This window comes from Epilithonimonas mollis (assembly GCF_900142325.1).
Lineage (GTDB): Bacteria > Bacteroidota > Bacteroidia > Flavobacteriales > Weeksellaceae > Epilithonimonas > Epilithonimonas mollis.
Genome location: NZ_FRAM01000003.1, coordinates 230,871 through 248,498, shown reverse-complemented (window position 1 = coordinate 248,498; position 17,628 = coordinate 230,871). Strand labels below are relative to the sequence as shown.

The 17,628-nt window shown below is 37.4% G+C and carries 11 protein-coding genes and 1 tRNA gene; 11 read left to right on the top strand and 1 reads right to left on the bottom strand.

What is annotated here, in order from left to right:
- The first annotated feature begins 126 nt into the window (after nt 1-126).
- From BUA97_RS17350 to BUA97_RS13330, 11 genes are all read left to right on the top strand, one after another.
- Nucleotides 127-1,839, top strand: coding sequence for a TonB-dependent receptor plug domain-containing protein (locus tag BUA97_RS17350; protein WP_245795925.1), 1,713 nt, complete (start codon nt 127-129; stop codon nt 1,837-1,839).
- 41 nt (nt 1,840-1,880) lie between these two features.
- Nucleotides 1,881-3,077 carry a SusC/RagA family TonB-linked outer membrane protein gene (locus tag BUA97_RS17345; protein WP_245795923.1) on the top strand — a complete coding sequence of 399 codons (1,197 nt, stop codon included), beginning with the start codon at nt 1,881-1,883 and terminating at the stop codon, nt 3,075-3,077.
- A 16-nt stretch (nt 3,078-3,093) separates the two neighbouring features.
- Nucleotides 3,094-4,716, top strand: a complete 1,623-nt coding sequence (locus tag BUA97_RS13370) for a SusD/RagB family nutrient-binding outer membrane lipoprotein (protein ID WP_072999072.1) — start codon at nt 3,094-3,096, stop codon at nt 4,714-4,716.
- A 75-nt stretch (nt 4,717-4,791) separates the two neighbouring features.
- Nucleotides 4,792-6,069: an MFS transporter gene (locus BUA97_RS13365; protein ID WP_072999070.1), complete on the top strand. Its 1,278-nt coding sequence runs from the start codon at nt 4,792-4,794 to the stop codon at nt 6,067-6,069.
- Nucleotides 6,070-6,182: 113 nt separating this feature from the next.
- Entirely contained in the window at nt 6,183-7,154 is a 972-nt protein-coding gene (locus BUA97_RS13360; RefSeq protein ID WP_175546205.1) for a glycoside hydrolase family 130 protein, read from the top strand.
- Between the two features lie 139 nt (nt 7,155-7,293).
- Nucleotides 7,294-9,519, top strand: coding sequence for a GH92 family glycosyl hydrolase (locus BUA97_RS13355; RefSeq protein ID WP_072999067.1), 2,226 nt, complete (start codon nt 7,294-7,296; stop codon nt 9,517-9,519).
- Between the two features lie 30 nt (nt 9,520-9,549).
- Nucleotides 9,550-10,977: a glycoside hydrolase family 125 protein gene (locus tag BUA97_RS13350; protein ID WP_072999065.1), complete on the top strand. Its 1,428-nt coding sequence runs from the start codon at nt 9,550-9,552 to the stop codon at nt 10,975-10,977.
- A 143-nt stretch (nt 10,978-11,120) separates the two neighbouring features.
- Nucleotides 11,121-13,445, top strand: a complete 2,325-nt coding sequence (locus BUA97_RS13345; protein ID WP_072999062.1) for a glucosamine-6-phosphate isomerase — start codon at nt 11,121-11,123, stop codon at nt 13,443-13,445.
- 125 nt (nt 13,446-13,570) lie between these two features.
- Nucleotides 13,571-14,437 carry an ROK family protein gene (locus tag BUA97_RS13340; RefSeq protein WP_072999059.1) on the top strand — a complete coding sequence of 289 codons (867 nt, stop codon included), beginning with the start codon at nt 13,571-13,573 and terminating at the stop codon, nt 14,435-14,437.
- 71 nt (nt 14,438-14,508) lie between these two features.
- Nucleotides 14,509-16,776, top strand: coding sequence for a GH92 family glycosyl hydrolase (locus tag BUA97_RS13335; RefSeq protein ID WP_072999055.1), 2,268 nt, complete (start codon nt 14,509-14,511; stop codon nt 16,774-16,776).
- A gap of 62 nt (nt 16,777-16,838) precedes the next feature.
- Nucleotides 16,839-17,336, top strand: coding sequence for a cupin domain-containing protein (locus BUA97_RS13330; protein WP_072999053.1), 498 nt, complete (start codon nt 16,839-16,841; stop codon nt 17,334-17,336).
- 156 nt (nt 17,337-17,492) lie between these two features.
- Here the strand turns inward: BUA97_RS13330 and BUA97_RS13325 are convergent.
- Nucleotides 17,493-17,572 (bottom strand) — tRNA-Leu (locus tag BUA97_RS13325).
- Nucleotides 17,573-17,628 lie beyond the last annotated feature (56 nt).

Genomic DNA, 17,628 nt, shown 5'->3' with positions numbered 1-17,628 from the left:
ACAAAATAGTATTACATCACATCAGTAACAAAATTTAGATTTGTCATTATTAATTAAGTATTAATGAATTATTAATAATAATGATAATAAAAATTTTAAATCTCTGATCAAAAAACAATAAATTCTATGAAAAAAGCAATTATTCCAATTTTTCTGGCTTATTCTTTTTGTTCTAATGCTCAGGAAACATTACAGGACACCACCAAAACATCTAATATAGAAGAGGTTATGGTTACTGCATTAGGCATTAAAAGACAAGCTAAGTCACTCACGTATTCCGCACAGCAGATTGGCGGAGATGAGTTGACAGAGGTAAAAACACCTAATTTTTTAAACGCTATCAATGGAAAGGTGTCAAACGTACAAATCAATAGAACCAATGGCGTTGGCAGTTCCGTAAGAGTCTTAATGAGAGGAAACAAATCGGTTTCCAGTAGCCAGCCATTGTACGTTATAGATGGTATACCTATTATCAACGGAGCGGGAAAAGCACCAGACATTAGTCAGTATTCCAGTATGCCGGATTCCGGAGATGTATTAAGCTCAATCAATCCAGATGATATAGAAAGCATCAACTTCCTGAAGGGAGCTTCTGCATCTGCTTTGTACGGATCTGCTGGCGGAAACGGAGTAATTCTGATTACTACTAAAAAAGGTCGTGCCGGTAAAAGTTCTATTTCCTATAGTACAAGTTTAACTGTAGATCAAGCGTACAGTCTTCCAAAACTGCAGCATAGTTATCTGTCATTTGATCCTTCAGTTGCAGGTCAGATGCCTGGAGAAACTATAGAAAGCTGGGGTGCGAAAGGCAGCTCAAATGATTATCTGAAAAGTTTTTTACAAAACGGAACGACTTGGGTTAATAGTCTCAGTTTTCAATCCGGAAATGAAAAATCAACTAATTATTTTTCTCTGGGAAATACGACTAATAAAGGAATTGTACCGACATCTGCTTTTGATCAGTATAATCTTTCGTTTAGAAACTCCAGTAAGCTACTGGATGATAAATTAACCCTGGATGCTAATTTTATCGGATCTCTGCAGAATAGTGTTAACCGGCAAACACCAGGTGCGTCATTTAATCCGCTTTTAAGCCTGTACTGGCTTCCAAGGGGTGTAGATTTTGACAAATTTACAGAGGATAATTATTCATATCTTAATAAAGATAGACTTTTGCCTGCCCAAAACTGGTGGGAAATAGGAGCAGATGGAAAATTTAAAGGTAATCCTGCAACACAAAATCCGTATTGGATACTGAACAGAAACAGGGTAACAAGCAAAAACAAAAATGTTTATACCTCAGTTTCTCTGGCATATCAGATCAATCCGTGGCTATCTGCTAGAATCAGAGGGAATTATAGCTGGGTTAATTCAAATACACAAAGGCATATCTCTGCATATTCTGATCCGAATATGCTGGCTGGCGGTAACAATGGTAGACTTCTTCAGAATATATACGAAACTTCTTCTACATATGGTGATGCACTTTTGATTGGTAACCCGAAATTAAGTGATGACTTTTCTTTAGATTTTACATTGGGAGGAAGTATTAGCACCACAAGAAACAATGTAACCCAGATTGACAATTCTTATTTATCTGCACCCAATTTGTTTACTGCGAACAATCTTTTATGGATGGGCGGAAGTCCAAGAGACGGATATCACAATATATATTATAGCAGAAAACAACAGGTACAGTCTGTATTTACAAGTGCATCAGTTGGATACAAGGAAATGTTATATGTTGATATGACTTTCAGGAATGATTGGGATAGCTCTTTGGCAAACTCTCAGGCTGGCGGCTACGACTATGAATCACTAGGTGCCAATGCCATTTAACAACTATTTTTAAGTTGCCGGAATCTATAAGCTTTTGGAAGGTGAGGGGTTCTTATGCAACTGTAGGAATAGGGCTGCCACCGAATGGAACCAATACAGTTGAAAATGTTAATGGAACCTATACATATATTGTAGATGCAGGAAATATTGTGTATCCTACCCATTCAATGGTGACAGACCCTAATTTCAGCCAGTTATTTCCAAAGGCAGAACTCAATAAAACGTTTGAAGCCGGAACAGAATTAAGATTGTTTAAAAATAAATTATCATTTGATTTTACATATTATAATTCAAATGCTACCAATCAGCTTTTGCCACTTTCGATTTCTTCAAATTTAGGCGGATTGCCATCTGGTTCTTATTATGTAAATACCGGTAAGATAAAAAATACAGGTTTTGAATCATCATTATCTTACAAAGTTTTGACTTCAGAAAAATTTGGTTGGACAACTACTTTGAATGGTTCTACAAACAAAAATACAATAACAGAATTATTTCCAAATAGTCTGAATATCGACGAAAAACTACTTCTTTCTCTTTCAGGAGGAGGGAACTATACAAAATTAAAACTGGGAGGTTCTTTCGGAGATATTTATGGATTCCGGTACCAGAGGGATGATCAAGGAAGGATTTTGGTAGATGCAGATGGTCTTCCTTTAGCAACCAAAGAAATTGGATATCTGGGCAATCCAAATCCTAAATTTATGTTAGGTTTTGCCAATACTTTTAGGATTGGCAGATTGGATGTTTCCTTTCTTGTTGATGGTAAATTTGGAGGTCAGGTTTTATCACTTACAGAAAAAGCCAATGATCTGTACGGTGTGAGCCAAACCACCGGAAGCTCACGCGATGCAGGAGGTGTATCCATTGCAAATGCAGTTTACGCATCAGGTACACCAAATGCTGGAGCTTCATACACCGGCCTGTCAGATTCCAAAGCTTATTATGGAAGAGTGGGAGGGTTTAATAATAATTCAGGAATAGACGAAGCTTATATATATAGTGCTACGACTGTTCGCTTGCGTCAAGCATCTGTTGCCTACACTTTTGATCTTGATTCCAGATATATGAAGAATGTATCAGTAAGTCTTATTGGAACCAACTTATTTTTCTTCTACAAAAAAGCACCTTTTGATCCGGAGCAAGTATCCGGAAACACACCAGGAGGTGTAGGGGTAGATTCATTTGGAATCCCGATTACAAGATCTGTCGGGTTATCTTTAAAAGCCAATTTCTAATCTTAACAAAACAAAAATGAAAATAAATAATATTAAAATATGGATGCTTAGTGCTGGACTAATGTTTTCTGCCTCAAACTGTACTAATGATTTTGAAGAGATCAACCAGCAAAATAATGGTAGCCCGGAAAATTTTCTCGCAGATTATACTGCAATTGTTAATCCTTTGCAGACTCTGCAAAGAAACTTCCAGGCAAACTATCAGATAAGGTATAATTTGAATGCAGATATGTATAGTGGAATGTTCAGTACAGCGACCCCTTTTGCAGGCGGAAAAAACAATCTTACCTATAATATGATAGATGGATGGAACTCAACAATTATGTCTGAACAACAATCTATGTTTAATGCTTCTATTATTATTGACAATGCTGCAAAAAACTATTATCCGGGAGTAGACTTTACAGCTACACTTGCAGTTAAAAAAATATTAAAAATTTTTGTTGCAAGCAGGGTTTCCGATTCCCACGGTCCGGTTGTTTACAGCAAATATGAAAAACCGAATTCTAACGGAACAACAGATTTTGACTCTCAGCAGGATGCATACAATTACTTCATTTCGGATCTCACTGCTGTTATTGCAGATTTACAAAGAATCAATTCATCAACTCAAAATGCAGAAGATAAGTCCGCACTGAAAAGAGCTGATCTTGTATATGGAGGAGATCTTGCAAAATGGGCAAAGTTGGCAAACTCTCTGAAACTCAGACTTGCTATGCGCATGAGCTATGCAGACCCGGTAAAATCCAAACAGTATTCTGAACAAGCTCTTACATCTTCTGCGGGTCTGATAACTAATAATACAGATAACGCACTGATCAGTGTTACCAAGCACGAATTCAGCTTCATTATTTATGAATGGGGAGATTGTTTAATTGGAGCCCCTTTAGTAACATATCTGAAAGGGTATAATGATCCACGGCTTTCTGCCTATGTTTTACCAGCAACTGATGCCGCAGTGAGTGGTCAATATATTGGGATTCGCCAAGGCATAGATCTTCTTAATGGGAAAAGCACTTATGGAGGATATTCTCAGCCACAGGCAAAATCTGCCAACGGCGATTATTTTTCCGGAACAGATGGTAAATTCAAATTATTTACAGCTGCAGAAACTTGGTTCTTAAAGGCAGAAGCATCTCTGAGAGGTTACTCCGGTGCGGGAGATATCCAGACAAACTATACAACAGGTATTACGCAGTCTTTTGGAGAATGGGGCAAAAACACAAATATTACTAATTATCTGGCTGATAATACGTCAATAGAAGCACCCTATGTGGATCCAAAAAATACAGCCAATAACATTGCCTCCGGCGACCCACAATTGAGTACAATTACAATCGCCTGGAACACCACTGATTCTAATGAAAGGAAATTAGAAAGAATCATTACACAAAAATGGCTGTCTCTGTATCCGAACGGACCAGAAGCTTGGGCAGAACAAAGAAGAACAGGTTATCCAATCTTATTCAAGATAAAACAAAATGACAGCGGTAATCTCATTGATACAAATATTATGATACGCAGAATCCCTTATACCAACAGTACTAAAAACTCATTGTTCAACTATGCACAGGCATTACAGCAGCTAGGCGGCGCAGACAATGGAGGCACAAAACTATGGTGGGATAAAAAACAATAAATTCATAATTATATCATTTTCTCAATTGATAGAGCACAGTAGTAACGTGCTCTATCTTTAAAAAATCATCTATTGATGAAAATAAAAACAAAAGCAGGTGGTGCAAGACCACTTCTATGGATTCCAACTTTATATTTTGCAATGGGATTACCTTTTGTAACAATCAATGCAACATCTGGGATTATGTTCAAAAACATGGGCGTTTCAGATGCTAAAATTGCTTTCTGGACAGCTTTTATAATATTACCCTGGACTTTGAAGCCATTATGGAGTCCTTTTCTGGAAATATATATGACCAAAAGGTTCTTCGCAATAACAACCCAGTTAGCATGTGGGATACTTTTTGCATTACTGACTGTAACATTACCTTTAGCTGATTTTTTCAGCAAATCTATTGCGATATTAAGTCTGATTGCATTTTGCGGAGCCACACATGATATTGCTGCGGACGGTATTTACATTCATTCTCTTTCCAATGGTCAGCAGGCTAAGTATGTGGGTTGGCAAGGTGCTTTCTACAACCTCGCAAAAATTTTCAGTATTGGTTTTTTAGTCTATATCGCTGGTATCCTTGAGAAACAGTATGGGGTTACTAAATGCTGGATCTGCATCATGTTCATGTATAGTATAGTGATGATTATCTTATCCGTATATCATCATCTTATATTGCCAAAAGATCAACCAGAATTACAAAGAGCTGTATCTTCAGAACAAATTTTCCGTGAGCTATGGGAAGTGATTTCATCATTCTTTACAAAACGAAATATTGTATGGTCAATTACATTCATTATATTGTACCGGTTTGCAGAAGGATTTGCTATGAAAATCGCCCCTTTGTTCTTCAAGGCAGCCCGAGAAGACGGGGGTCTGGGGCTTTCAACATCACAGATTGGACTTATTTATGGAACTTATGGTTCTGCCGCATTTATTTTTGGTTCTGTTCTCGCCGGATATTTCATTTCAAAAAAAGGCCTGAAAAAATCACTACTTTGGCTATGCGCTATTTTTAATATTCCTTTTGCGGTTTATGCTGTCCTTGCGATATTCCAGCCCACAGATATAGCTACAATCAGCAGTGCCGTGATTTTTGAATATTTTGGTTATGGATTTGGCTTTGTCGCACTCATTTTATATATGATGCAGCAGGTAGCACCCGGCAAAAATGCCACTGCACATTATGCATTTGCAACAGGAATCATGAATCTTGGAGTAATGATCCCTGGCATGCTAAGTGGTTTGTTAAGCGATTGGTTAGGATACAGAATGTTCTTTATATGGGTTTTGGTTGCCACTATACCGGCTTTTCTTGTCAGTATATTCGTTCCTTTCAGCTACCCTGATAGTCAAAAATAATTAATATTTATCTCAGTCATTAATGTCGCATTGACATTGATTGTTCAACTTCAGACATTCTTAAATGTGTTTAAAAATAGTAATGAGATTAAAAATAAAAACTATAAGCAATAATGATAATTGATAAAAAATCAATCCCTTGGCAGGACCGTCCGGAACATTTCAAAGATATAATGTGGAGGTATTCTGCAAATCCGATTATACACCGCTACGATATTCCTGGCTCCAATAGCATATTTAATAGCGCAGTTGTCGCTTTTGGAGAAGGTTTTGCAGGTGTTTTCCGTTGCGACAGCAAGTCTGTTCAGATGAATATTTTTGTAGGTTTTAGTAAAGATGGACTCCATTGGAACATAGAACATAGTCCCATTGATTTCAAGACAGGAAATACAGAAATGATAGATTCTGATTATAAATATGATCCGAGAGTTACATTCATAGATGATAGATATTGGATTACATGGTGCAATGGTTATAATGGACCAACAATTGGAATTGATTATACATTTGATTTCAAGGAGTTTTTTCAATGTGAAAATGCCTTTCTGCCATTCAACAGAAATGGTGTCTTGTTCCCGGAAAGAATCAACGGAAAGTACCTAATGCTGAGCAGACCCAGCGATAATGGACATACGCCTTTTGGTGATATCTATATCAGCTATAGTCCGGATATGAAATACTGGGGTGAACATCGATGTGTGATGAAGATAGCCCCATTCGCAGAAAGTGCCTGGCAATGCACAAAGATAGGTGCCGGCTCTGTTCCTATAAAAACAGAAGAAGGATGGCTAATGTTTTACCACGGGGTAATCAGCACCTGCAACGGATTCAGATATTCAATGGGAGCGGCTCTGCTGGATCTGGAAAATCCCGGAAAAGTACTTTACAGAAACAAATCTTACTTGATAGCACCTGCAGAATTGTATGAAACAACAGGTGATGTCCCCAATGTTATTTTCCCTTGCGCAGCTCTTTATGAAGGTGATAAAGTAGCAGTTTATTATGGCGCTGCCGATACTTGTGTTGCTATAGCTTTCGGTTATATTTCCGAAATTATAGATTTTATGAAAAAAAATGCTCTGTGATTTTTTATGGCAACTGATCCGGTCTCCGTTCCTAATCTTTTTTATCAGCCTTTCCAATCCACAAATAAAAGATGTTCACTCAGGTCGGGCTACATAAAATGAAAGTTTAATTATCAAAAAAACTATATCGCTTGTCAATATGAAAAAAATTGGTTTAATATTTTGTTTGGCTTTCACGCAAGTGATCAATGCACAAAAAAATAAATACGATATACTTTCGGAAGTAGATCCGTTCATTGGAACCGGCGGACACGGCCACACATTTCCAGGTGCTGCCATGCCTTTTGGTATGATCCAGCTCAGTCCTGATCAAAATACAAAATCCGGAGACTGGGATTGGTGCTCGGGCTATCATTACTCCAGTAAAACCATCATGGGTTTTAGTCACAATCACCTGAGCGGAACAGGATGGGCAGATCTAGGAGATATTCTGGTAATGCCGACTGTTGGGAAGATAAATATGCTTCCCGGAACCGAAAAAAATACTGAAGGAACTTACCGCTCGGCGTTCAGCCATGACAAAGAATATGCTTCGCCTGGATATTATTCCGTAGTTCTGGACAGCTATGGTGTGAAGGTAGAACTGACAGCCTCTCAGAGAGTTGGCTTCCATAAATATACATTCCCACAAACGAACGAAGCCAATATCATTGTCGATCCTACCAATAAAATTTTCGGAACTGTTTATCATACCAATGTTAATATAGACAGCAACAAAAAAATTACAGGTTATTGCTACAGTAAAGGCTGGGGTGGAAAGCGTTTTTCTTATTTTGTGATAGAATTTTCCACACCTTTCAAATCCTCCGGTACTTATGTTAATGGTACCATTCAGAATAAAAAGTCTGCACTGGGCAAAGATGCCAAAGCCTGGGTTAGATTCGATACAAATAATTGTGAGGCTATAGAGGTGAAAGTTTCCCTTTCTCCTGTAAGTCTCGAAGGTGCTCAGGAAAATTTTAATCTTGAAGCCGCAAATGTTGATTTTGAAAAAGCCAGAAAAAATGCACAAATTATCTGGAGGGATCTGCTCAATCGTTACGAAATATCCGGTGGAACGAAAGACCAGCGAAAAATTTTCTATACCAGTGTTTATCATGCAAACATAGCTCCCAACTTGTATATGGATACCAATGGTAATTACGTGGCTTCAGAAGAAAATCTGAATGCAAAATGGTTTACCAATTATTCCACCTATTCTTATTGGGATGGATTCCGGGCTACACACCCACTTTTTACAATTATGGACCAGAAACATACGAAAGAATTTGCAAATTCCCTTATTAGCAGGTATACCGACAGAAAAGACCATATGCCAATATGGGAGCTTTGTGGATATGACAATCTTTGTATGCTCGGATATCACAGCGTTTCTGTAATTTGGGATGCAATTTCAAAAGATGTTCCGGGTATAGATTATGAACAAGCTTTTGCGGCCATGAAAGATGCATCTCTCACTGACAAAATGAGCAGTAGCGATGTTGGAGGCGGGTTAAATGATTATATGCAATTGGGATATTCTCCTGCGGAAAAAGGTGCATCGGTGTCTGCAACTTTGGAGTATGCGTATGACGATTGGTGCATAGCACAATTAGCAGAAAAATTAGGGAAAATGGAAGATGCTAAAGTGTATAAAAAACGTTCTCAGAATTTCTTAAATATATTTAATAGAGGAAATAAGCATTTCTGGCCAAGAAAAAAAGATGGGGGTTTCATAGAAGATTTTATCCTTAATGATTGGAAAAACCTTCAACCACACTGGATTTCGGGAAATATATGGGCTTATGATTTTTTTGTTCCACACGATATAGACAAGCTAATGGACCTGTATGGCGGGAAGAAAAGTTTCGAAAAAAAAATCGATAACACCTTTACGGAACCTTTAAAAATGAAAGGTGAACAACATGCTGATATCTCCGGATTTATTGGCTCTTTAGGATTTGGTGATGAGCCGGGGCATTCGGTTCCATATCTTTATAACTTTTCCGGAACACCTCATAAAACTCAAAAAATGGTAAAATTTATCCGGGATAATATGTATTCTTCAAAACCAGAAGGGATTGTTAACAATGAAGACTGCGGGCAGATGTCTGCCTGGTACATATTCTCATCACTTGGCTTTTATCCCATAACGCCAGGTAAACCTGTTTATTCCATTGGTGCTCCGCAATTCCCAAAAGCATCTCTAAAACTCGAAAACGGAAAAATATTCACAGTTATTGCCAATAAACTCTCTGAGAAAAATATTTACGTCCAGAAAATATACCTTAATGGCAAAAAATTAATTGGGTGGGAGCTTAATCACAAGGATATTATGAATGGTGGTGAACTGAAATTTGTAATGGGCAGCAAACCTGTAAAATAAAAACACAGAGAATCTAAACAAATAGTAGTAATGGAAAGAAGAAAATTTATAAAAACAAGTACCCTGGCCGGAGCAGGATTATTCTTTACTCAGAATATCTTTTCGAAGAGCTTTATTGCTGAAGAATTTCCCGTGGTGCGTGTGTCCAGGGATAAAAGACATTTTACCAGCGAAGCAGTGGAAAATGCGATTTCTGCATTTAAGAAAAAGGTCAGGAATAAAGAATTGGCATGGCTTTTTGAGAATTGCTTTCCAAATACATTAGATACAACGGTTTACTACAAAAACAATGATGGAGATCCGGATACTTATGTAATTACAGGTGATATTGATGCTATGTGGCTGCGTGACAGCTCTGCCCAGGTTTTTCCATACCTGCAGTTTGCAAACAAGGATCATAAACTGCACAGGCTTATCTCAGGAATTATTTATAAACAAACAGATTTCATCCTGAAAGATCCTTATGCCAACGCATTCTATAATGATGAAAATAAAATAAGCGAATGGAAACAGTTTGATCATACCGATATGAAACCGGGAATACATGAACGAAAATGGGAAATAGATTCTTTGTGTTATCCAATTCGCCTCGCATATCATTTTTGGAAAACAACAGGAGATACAAAACCTTTTGACAATGACTGGCTTAAGGGTATTAGGCTTACTCTACAGACTTTTATCGAGCAACAACGGAAAACAAATCTTGGTCCCTACAAATTTGAACGTACAACGGCATGGGCTACCGACGGAATCCCGATGGGAGGTTATGGCTATCCGACAGAACCCGTAGGACTCATCAATTCTATGTTTCGCCCAAGTGATGATGCAACTATTTATGCTTTCCTTATTCCTTCAAATTTATTTGCTGTGGTTAGTCTGCGTCAAGTCGCAGAAATGGTTTCAAAAATAAGAAATGAGACAACATTGGCTCATGAACTTAATCGCTTGGCTGATGAGATAGAAGCTGCAGTTAAAAAATATGGCATCTACGAACACCCCGAATATGGAAAAATATATGCTTTTGAAACCAACGGATTTGGAAGCTATAATCTGATGGATGATGCAAATTGTCCAAGCCTCTTGGGACTTCCTTATCTGGAAGCTTTGGCGGCTGATGATCCTATTTACATCAATACTAGAAAATATGTGTGGTCGGAAGCCAATCCTTTTTTCTTCAGGGGGAAAGTGGCAGAAGGAATTGGCGGCCCACACATCGGACTCGATATGATATGGCCAATGAGTATCATTATGAAGGCACTGACTTCTGAGGATAAAAAAGAAATCAGATGGTGTATAGAAGTCCTGCAGAAAACACATGGCGGGACTGGTTTTATGCATGAGTCTTTTCATAAAGATGATCCCAAGAAATTTACCAGATCCTGGTTTGCATGGGTAAACACATTGTTTGGCGAACTGCTTTGGAAAACCTTCAATGAACATCCCGAATTATTGTATTAAACTTGATAATCTCATAAAATTTAAATGATAAGCATTTTATCGGAATTTATTTATAGGTTTCCAAATGGGCTATATGGAAAGTCATGCTAAAAAATAAATATTTGGCCGGGCTAATAACTGATACATTTAATAACTCTTGAAAAATGAAAAAGTTAAAAAACTTTACACCGGTAGAAAAATCTTTTTTTGATAATATTGAGAGAAAAAACAGAACCAACGTTCCTTACATAGTTGTAGATAATTTTCCTAATCTAGGTTTACTTACTGCGTTGCGTTTTCTGGAATGGGCTCATGAAAATCCAAATGGTGTCATAAGTCTGCCAACAGGAAAAACTCCAGAATATTTTATTTCCTGGACCAAACATATTTTGCAGAATTGGGAAAGAGATGATGTCATAGAAATTAGAAAGAAACACTTGATAATCTTTGATGAAAAGCCTGCTCTGGATGGGCTTCATTTTGTTCAGATCGATGAGTTTTACCCAATAAAATCTACTCAGGGTAATAGTTTTTTCCATTATGTCAACCAGTATTATATAGAAGGACTGGGGTTGAACCGGGAAAAGGCTATACTTATTAACTGTGACGAAATCCCTCTTGCAGAAGGTAAAACTTATCAACAGGTCTTCCCTGATAATATTGTAAACCTCAATCTACGTTATGAAACACCAAAAAACATAACTGAGGAAATTCAGCAGAAATCCATTTTTCTTATCGATCAATGGTGTTCTGATTATGAACAAAAAATCCGTGACTTAGGCGGCATTGGTTTTTTCCTTGGCGGTATAGGTCCCGATGGTCATATTGCTTTCAACACACGGGGTTCCGATGCACTTTCCACCACCAGACTCACCGCTACAAATTTTGAAACACAGGCGGTTGCAGCCGGAGATCTTGGTGGTATAGAAGTTTCCAAAGAACGTCTGGTAATCACCATCGGCTTGGAAACGATCACTTATAATAAAGATGCTGTTGCCATTATTTTTGCTGCAGGAGAAGCAAAAGCGCCTATGATAAAGGATGCGCAGGAGTTTTTTCCCTCTAATCTATATCCAGCGTCTGTCCTGGCGAAGCTTCCTTTCGGAAGATTTTATTTGACTGCTGGCGCAGCAAGTATGCTAAAGGATTGTATTGATAATTTTTATAATTCTGGGAAATGGAATCAGGACAAAACAGACAAAGCTGTAATGGCACTGACAAAAAAGCTTAATAGATATGCAGAACACCTCACCTTGCAGGATTTGCAGAATGACTGTTATACAAAACTAATTCCAGGCCTTGGTGAAAATACCGTCAAAAGTGTTATGGATTCTATGGAGAGCAAAATTATTAAAGGTATTGAAAAACTAGAAAATGAAGTGTTTTATCATACTGGTCCTCATCACGATGATATTTCTCTTGGACTATTGCCTTACATCAACTATCAGTCCAGAAATGAATCGAATCAGTCTCATTATTCTGTTCTTACATCTGGTTTTACAGCTGTAACGAACAAGTTCCTATTAAAAAGTTTGGAAGACGCACTTGTTTTTATTAGAAAAGGAGAGATTCAAATGTTGGTTTATCCTGATTTTTTTGAAACTGGATTCCGGAACAAAAAAGATAAAGATGTCTATCATTATCTCATACATATTGCTTCTAGAGATACCTATCAGAGAAACAGAGCTTTATCTCACAGGATCGTAAGGAATATTGCAGAACTTTGGGATGTTAATCATAGAACAGAGTTAGAAAATCAAATTCTGGAAATAATTTTTGCTATAAAAGGCAGTTATACAGGGCAAAATCCCGAACCAAAAATTCAGACCCTCAAAGGTATGCTTCGGGAATATGAAGAAGAGTTGGTGTGGGCACATTTTGGTGTGATGGGCGATCATGTTCATCATCTGCGGTTAGGATTCTACACCGGAGCAATTTTTACAGAAAAACCAATTAAAGAAAGGGATGTTTTGCCAATTTTGAAACAGTTAAGAGAGATTAATCCTACAGTCATCAGCCTGGCTTTTGATCCGGAAGGCAGTGGCCCGGACACACATTACAAAGTTCTGCAGGCCATTGCTGAAGCTGTGAGAGAATGGGCCAAGGAAAAAGACCTGTCAGAATTGAAGATATGGGGTTACAGAAATGTTTGGTATCAGTTTCATGTTGCAGATTCCAGCCATATTTTCCCGATTTCACTGAATGCAATGACCACTATGGACGAGAGTTTTACCAATTCTTATCTTAGTCAGGTAGAAGCTTCTTTCCCGAGCTACAGGTATAATGGAAAGTTCAGTCACTTATCTATCAAGACTTGGGTAGAGCAGTTGCAGGATATCCAGCTGATATTGGGAAAAGCATACTTCTATGATAATCAAAGTCCCCGCCTGAGGGCAACCCATGGACTGCTGTTTTTCAGAGAAATGAGTGTAGATGAGTTTCTTCGATCTGCAAGGGAATTGGAGAGGTCTACGCAAGGTATTCCTTAAAATATTTATGAGTCGTTTAAATTAAAAACGGTCAATTTAATTTTTTAAACTAACGATATTTGTTGGTTAATATTTATAAATTGATTTTCAAAAAATAGGATTGATTGGTATATAATATTAAAATAATGCAGAATATAATAGGAATAGATATTGGTGGTTCACATATCACTTTGGCTCAAGTGGATCCCAAGAATCGTAAAGTTATTTCATCCACTTATGTAAGGGATACTGTAGATTCATTAGATAAACAAGATAAAATACTTTCTGTCTGGGTTTCTGCAATAGAGAAGGCAGCAAAAAAATTGAATTTTAATAATCTTTTGATTGGGATTGCAATGCCTGGATCTTTCGATTATGAAAATGGCATTTCATTGATGCTGCAAGGAAAATTCATCGATATTTATAAAGTTAATATAAAAGAAGAGCTGGCAAAACGATTGTGTATTTCTACTCAGCAAATTCATTTTTTAAATGATGCCGTAGCGTTTCTGGAAGGCGAAGTTTACGGTGGCTGTGTCGGTGGATTTCAAAAAATATTTGGAGTGACTCTGGGTACAGGTTTAGGCACCACATTTTTCAATTCGACTTTTGCTACAGACGAAAATCTCTGGAATAAACCTATGAAGGACTCTATATCAGAAGATTATCTTGCTACAAGATGGTTTGTTAAACGATATGCAGATTTAACAGGAAAAACCATATCAGGAAGCAAAGATTTACAGTTGAAGTCGAAAGAAATTCAATCCAGAATATTTGAAGAATTTGCAGATTCTTTTGCCGAGTTTATAGCAAAATATGTTAAACCATACAACCCTGAAGTTTTAGTTATTGGCGGAAATATCACAAAAGCATATCCTCATTTTGAGAAGAGATTTAATGAAAATTTAATCAAAAATAATATTTTTCTTCAAGTGAAAATTTCAGAAATATTTGAAGATGCTGCTATTTTGGGAGCAGCAAGTTACGCTTTGAAAAAAGTAAAAGATCAATAGACAGATTGTATTCAAAAAAATCATAAATTCAGGATTTGAATATAATTAATCCTAACCTTTAACATCAAATAATGAAGTCCATATTTTTAGCTTTTATTTTATTCAGCAGTTTATTATTTGGCCAAGAATTTTTACCTGCAGATTATGTGAATCCATTAATGGGAACCCAGTCAAAGCCCTCTCTTTCAAACGGGAATACATATCCCGCAATAGGACTTCCTTGGGGAATGAACATCTGGACTCCACAGACCGGCAAGATGGGCGATGGTTGGGCTTATACTTATGATGCAGATAAAATCAACGGATTCAAACAGACACATCAGCCGTCTCCCTGGATGAATGACTATGGAGCATTTGCAATAATGCCAGGCATCGGCAAAATAAAATTCAAAGAAGATGAGCGGGCAAGTTGGTTCAGTCATAAGGCCGAAGTAGCAAAGCCTTATTATTACAGCGTTTATTTGGCTGATTTCAATGTAACCACAGAATTTACACCAACTGAGAGAGCGGCATTTTTTAAATTTGATTTTCCTAAAACCGATAGTGCTTATGTTGTCATTGATGCTTTGGATAAAGGCTCTTATATCAAAATTCTACCAAAAGAAAGAAGAATTATTGGCTACACAACGAAATATGCGAGAGGGAAATATGAGAATTTTAAAAATTATTTTATCATCCAGTTCGACAGAAGTTTTGATGCTACGACAGGCTGGAAAGATGATCGTTTTGTAAAAGACCAGTTAGAGATTATGAGCGACCATGTGGGAGCGATTATAAGTTTTAAACTTAGAAATAAAGAATCTGTTTATGCAAAGATAGCTTCTTCATTCATCAGTTTTGAACAGGCAGAACTGAATCTTAAAAGGGAAATAGGAAATAAAAATTTTGAAGAGATAAAAACCCAGGCCAAAGATATATGGAATAAACATCTGAGTAGAATTGAAGTAAAGGGCGGTACAGAGCAACAAGTCAAAACTTTTTACTCCGCTATGTATAGAACCTTATTTTTTCCCCAGAAACTATACGAGATAGATGCACAGAACAAAATAAAACACTGGAGTCCTTACAACGGAAAGATAGAAGATGGAAAGATATTTGCTGGCACGGGATTTTGGGATACCTTCCGTGCATTGTATCCTTTTCTTAATCTGGTCTACCCGAGTATGAATTCAGAGATGCAGGAAGGTTTAGTGAATGCTTACAAGGAGGGCGGTTTCTTGCCGGAATGGAGCAGCCCGGGATATTCCAATATTATGATAGGTAACAATTCTGCCTCTGTCGTAGCAGATGCGTACATAAAAGGATTGCGTGGTTATGATATAGAAACCCTTTGGACAGCAGTCCTGCATGGAGCAAACAACGAAGGCCCAATGGATGCAGTTGGAAGAAGAGGTGTAGAATATTATAACAAACTCGGCTATGTTCCCTATAATGTTAAAATTAATGAAAATGCGGCTAGAACTTTGGAATATGCCTATGATGATTTTGCCATCTACCAGTTAGGAAGAGCACTTGGCAAGCCTGCTGCAGAGATTGATATCTATAAAAAAAGAGCATACAATTACAAACATCTTTTTGATAAAGAAACAGGTTTAATGCGTGGGAAAAATAAAGATGGAAGTTTCCAGAAAAATTTTAACCCGTTCAAATGGGGTGATGCATTCACAGAAGGTAATAGTTGGCATTATAGCTGGTCGGTCTTTCAGGATGTGGACGGATTGGCAAAACTGATGGGAGGCAAAAAGAATTTTGAGGCCAGATTAGATGAAGTTTTTTTACTACCGCCTGTTTTTGATGACAGCTATTATGGTGGAGTGATCCATGAGATTCGAGAAATGCAGATTATGAATATGGGTCAATATGCCCACGGAAATCAGCCGATACAGCATATGATTTATCTCTACAACTATGCGGGTTCGCCTTACAAAACACAATACTGGGTTAGACAGGTGATGGATAAGTTATATTTGCCAACACCTGACGGGTATTGTGGAGATGAGGATAACGGACAGACTTCTGCATGGTATGTTTTCTCTGCTTTAGGATTTTATCCGGTCACACCTGCAACAGATCAGTATGTTTTAGGCACTCCACTTTTTAAGGAAGCAACAATACATTTGGAAAATGGAAAAAAGATCCAAATAAAAGCACAGAAAAATAGCCTTAAAAACATTTATGTAACAGCATTAAATGTAAATTTGCAGCCGTATTCAAAAAATTGGTTAAGCCATAAGGAACTGATCAAAGGAAGCATCCTTGAGTTTAACATGAATGATAAGCCCAATAAGGAACGAGGTTCGGATGAAAAAGATTTTCCATATTCGATGTCCAGGGAATAAATATTGTGGTTTATTTTGAAAGGTGAAATTTCAATCTAATAAAATTGATTTAATAAAAAATTATGAACACAGAGAAAATAGAGATTTTCGAGAGAATGGAAACATTACTTTCCTCACAAGGTTTTAATATTGCTGCGAAAAATGACGAAAAACCATGGGGCGGTTTTTTTGTTATTGATGAAACCCAGGCACAGGCATTTGCAGATCAATATTTTGACGGTATTGATGTTAAAAATTTGAAAATAGGAGGAAAACTGAGCCCGAAAATTCTTATTGTTGCTCCCAATGCCAGACTAAGCTGGCAATATCATCACAGGAGAGCTGAGATATGGCAAGTGCTGGAAGGCATAGTAGGCATCAAAATCAGCAATACAGACGAGGAAGGTGAGATGAAGGAGTATAGACCAAAAAATCAGATCAGGCTGAAACAGGAAGAAAGACACCGCTTGATCGGACTAGACAATTGGGGAATAGTTGCAGAAATCTGGCAACATACAGATGATTCAAATCCTTCTGATGAGGAAGACATCGTAAGAGTTCAGGACGATTTTGGAAGGTAAAATAAACTGATATTTCATTTTAAAGAATTCAAAACTGCTCTGTCAACCGCAATGTTTTGATTGGGCAGTTTTTCTAATTCGTCTGTTAAACATTATTAACTCACTACCCTTTAAAATAAAAATCCTCTGATAACAATAGTTTCAGAGGATTTTCTGTACCCAGGACCGGGATCGAACCGGTACTCCTAAGAACTGGTGTTTGAGACCAGCGCGTCTACCAATTCCGCCACCTGGGCTGCTTTTAAATTGGTGTGCAAATATAATTCAAAAAATCATTATTCTGGAAATTTTT

Excerpts from the sequence above, each read along its gene's own strand:
- BUA97_RS17350 (WP_245795925.1), top strand. The coding sequence starts at position 127 with ATGAAAAAAGCAATTATTCCAATTTTTCTGGCTTATTCTTTTTGTTCT.
- BUA97_RS13370 (WP_072999072.1), top strand. The coding sequence starts at position 3,094 with ATGAAAATAAATAATATTAAAATATGGATGCTTAGTGCTGGACTAATG.
- BUA97_RS13365 (WP_072999070.1), top strand. The coding sequence starts at position 4,792 with ATGAAAATAAAAACAAAAGCAGGTGGTGCAAGACCACTTCTATGGATT.
- BUA97_RS13360 (WP_175546205.1), top strand. The coding sequence starts at position 6,183 with ATGATAATTGATAAAAAATCAATCCCTTGGCAGGACCGTCCGGAACAT.
- BUA97_RS13355 (WP_072999067.1), top strand. The coding sequence starts at position 7,294 with ATGAAAAAAATTGGTTTAATATTTTGTTTGGCTTTCACGCAAGTGATC.
- BUA97_RS13350 (WP_072999065.1), top strand. The coding sequence starts at position 9,550 with ATGGAAAGAAGAAAATTTATAAAAACAAGTACCCTGGCCGGAGCAGGA.
- BUA97_RS13345 (WP_072999062.1), top strand. The coding sequence starts at position 11,121 with ATGAAAAAGTTAAAAAACTTTACACCGGTAGAAAAATCTTTTTTTGAT.
- BUA97_RS13340 (WP_072999059.1), top strand. The coding sequence starts at position 13,571 with ATGCAGAATATAATAGGAATAGATATTGGTGGTTCACATATCACTTTG.
- BUA97_RS13335 (WP_072999055.1), top strand. The coding sequence starts at position 14,509 with ATGAAGTCCATATTTTTAGCTTTTATTTTATTCAGCAGTTTATTATTT.
- BUA97_RS13330 (WP_072999053.1), top strand. The coding sequence starts at position 16,839 with ATGAACACAGAGAAAATAGAGATTTTCGAGAGAATGGAAACATTACTT.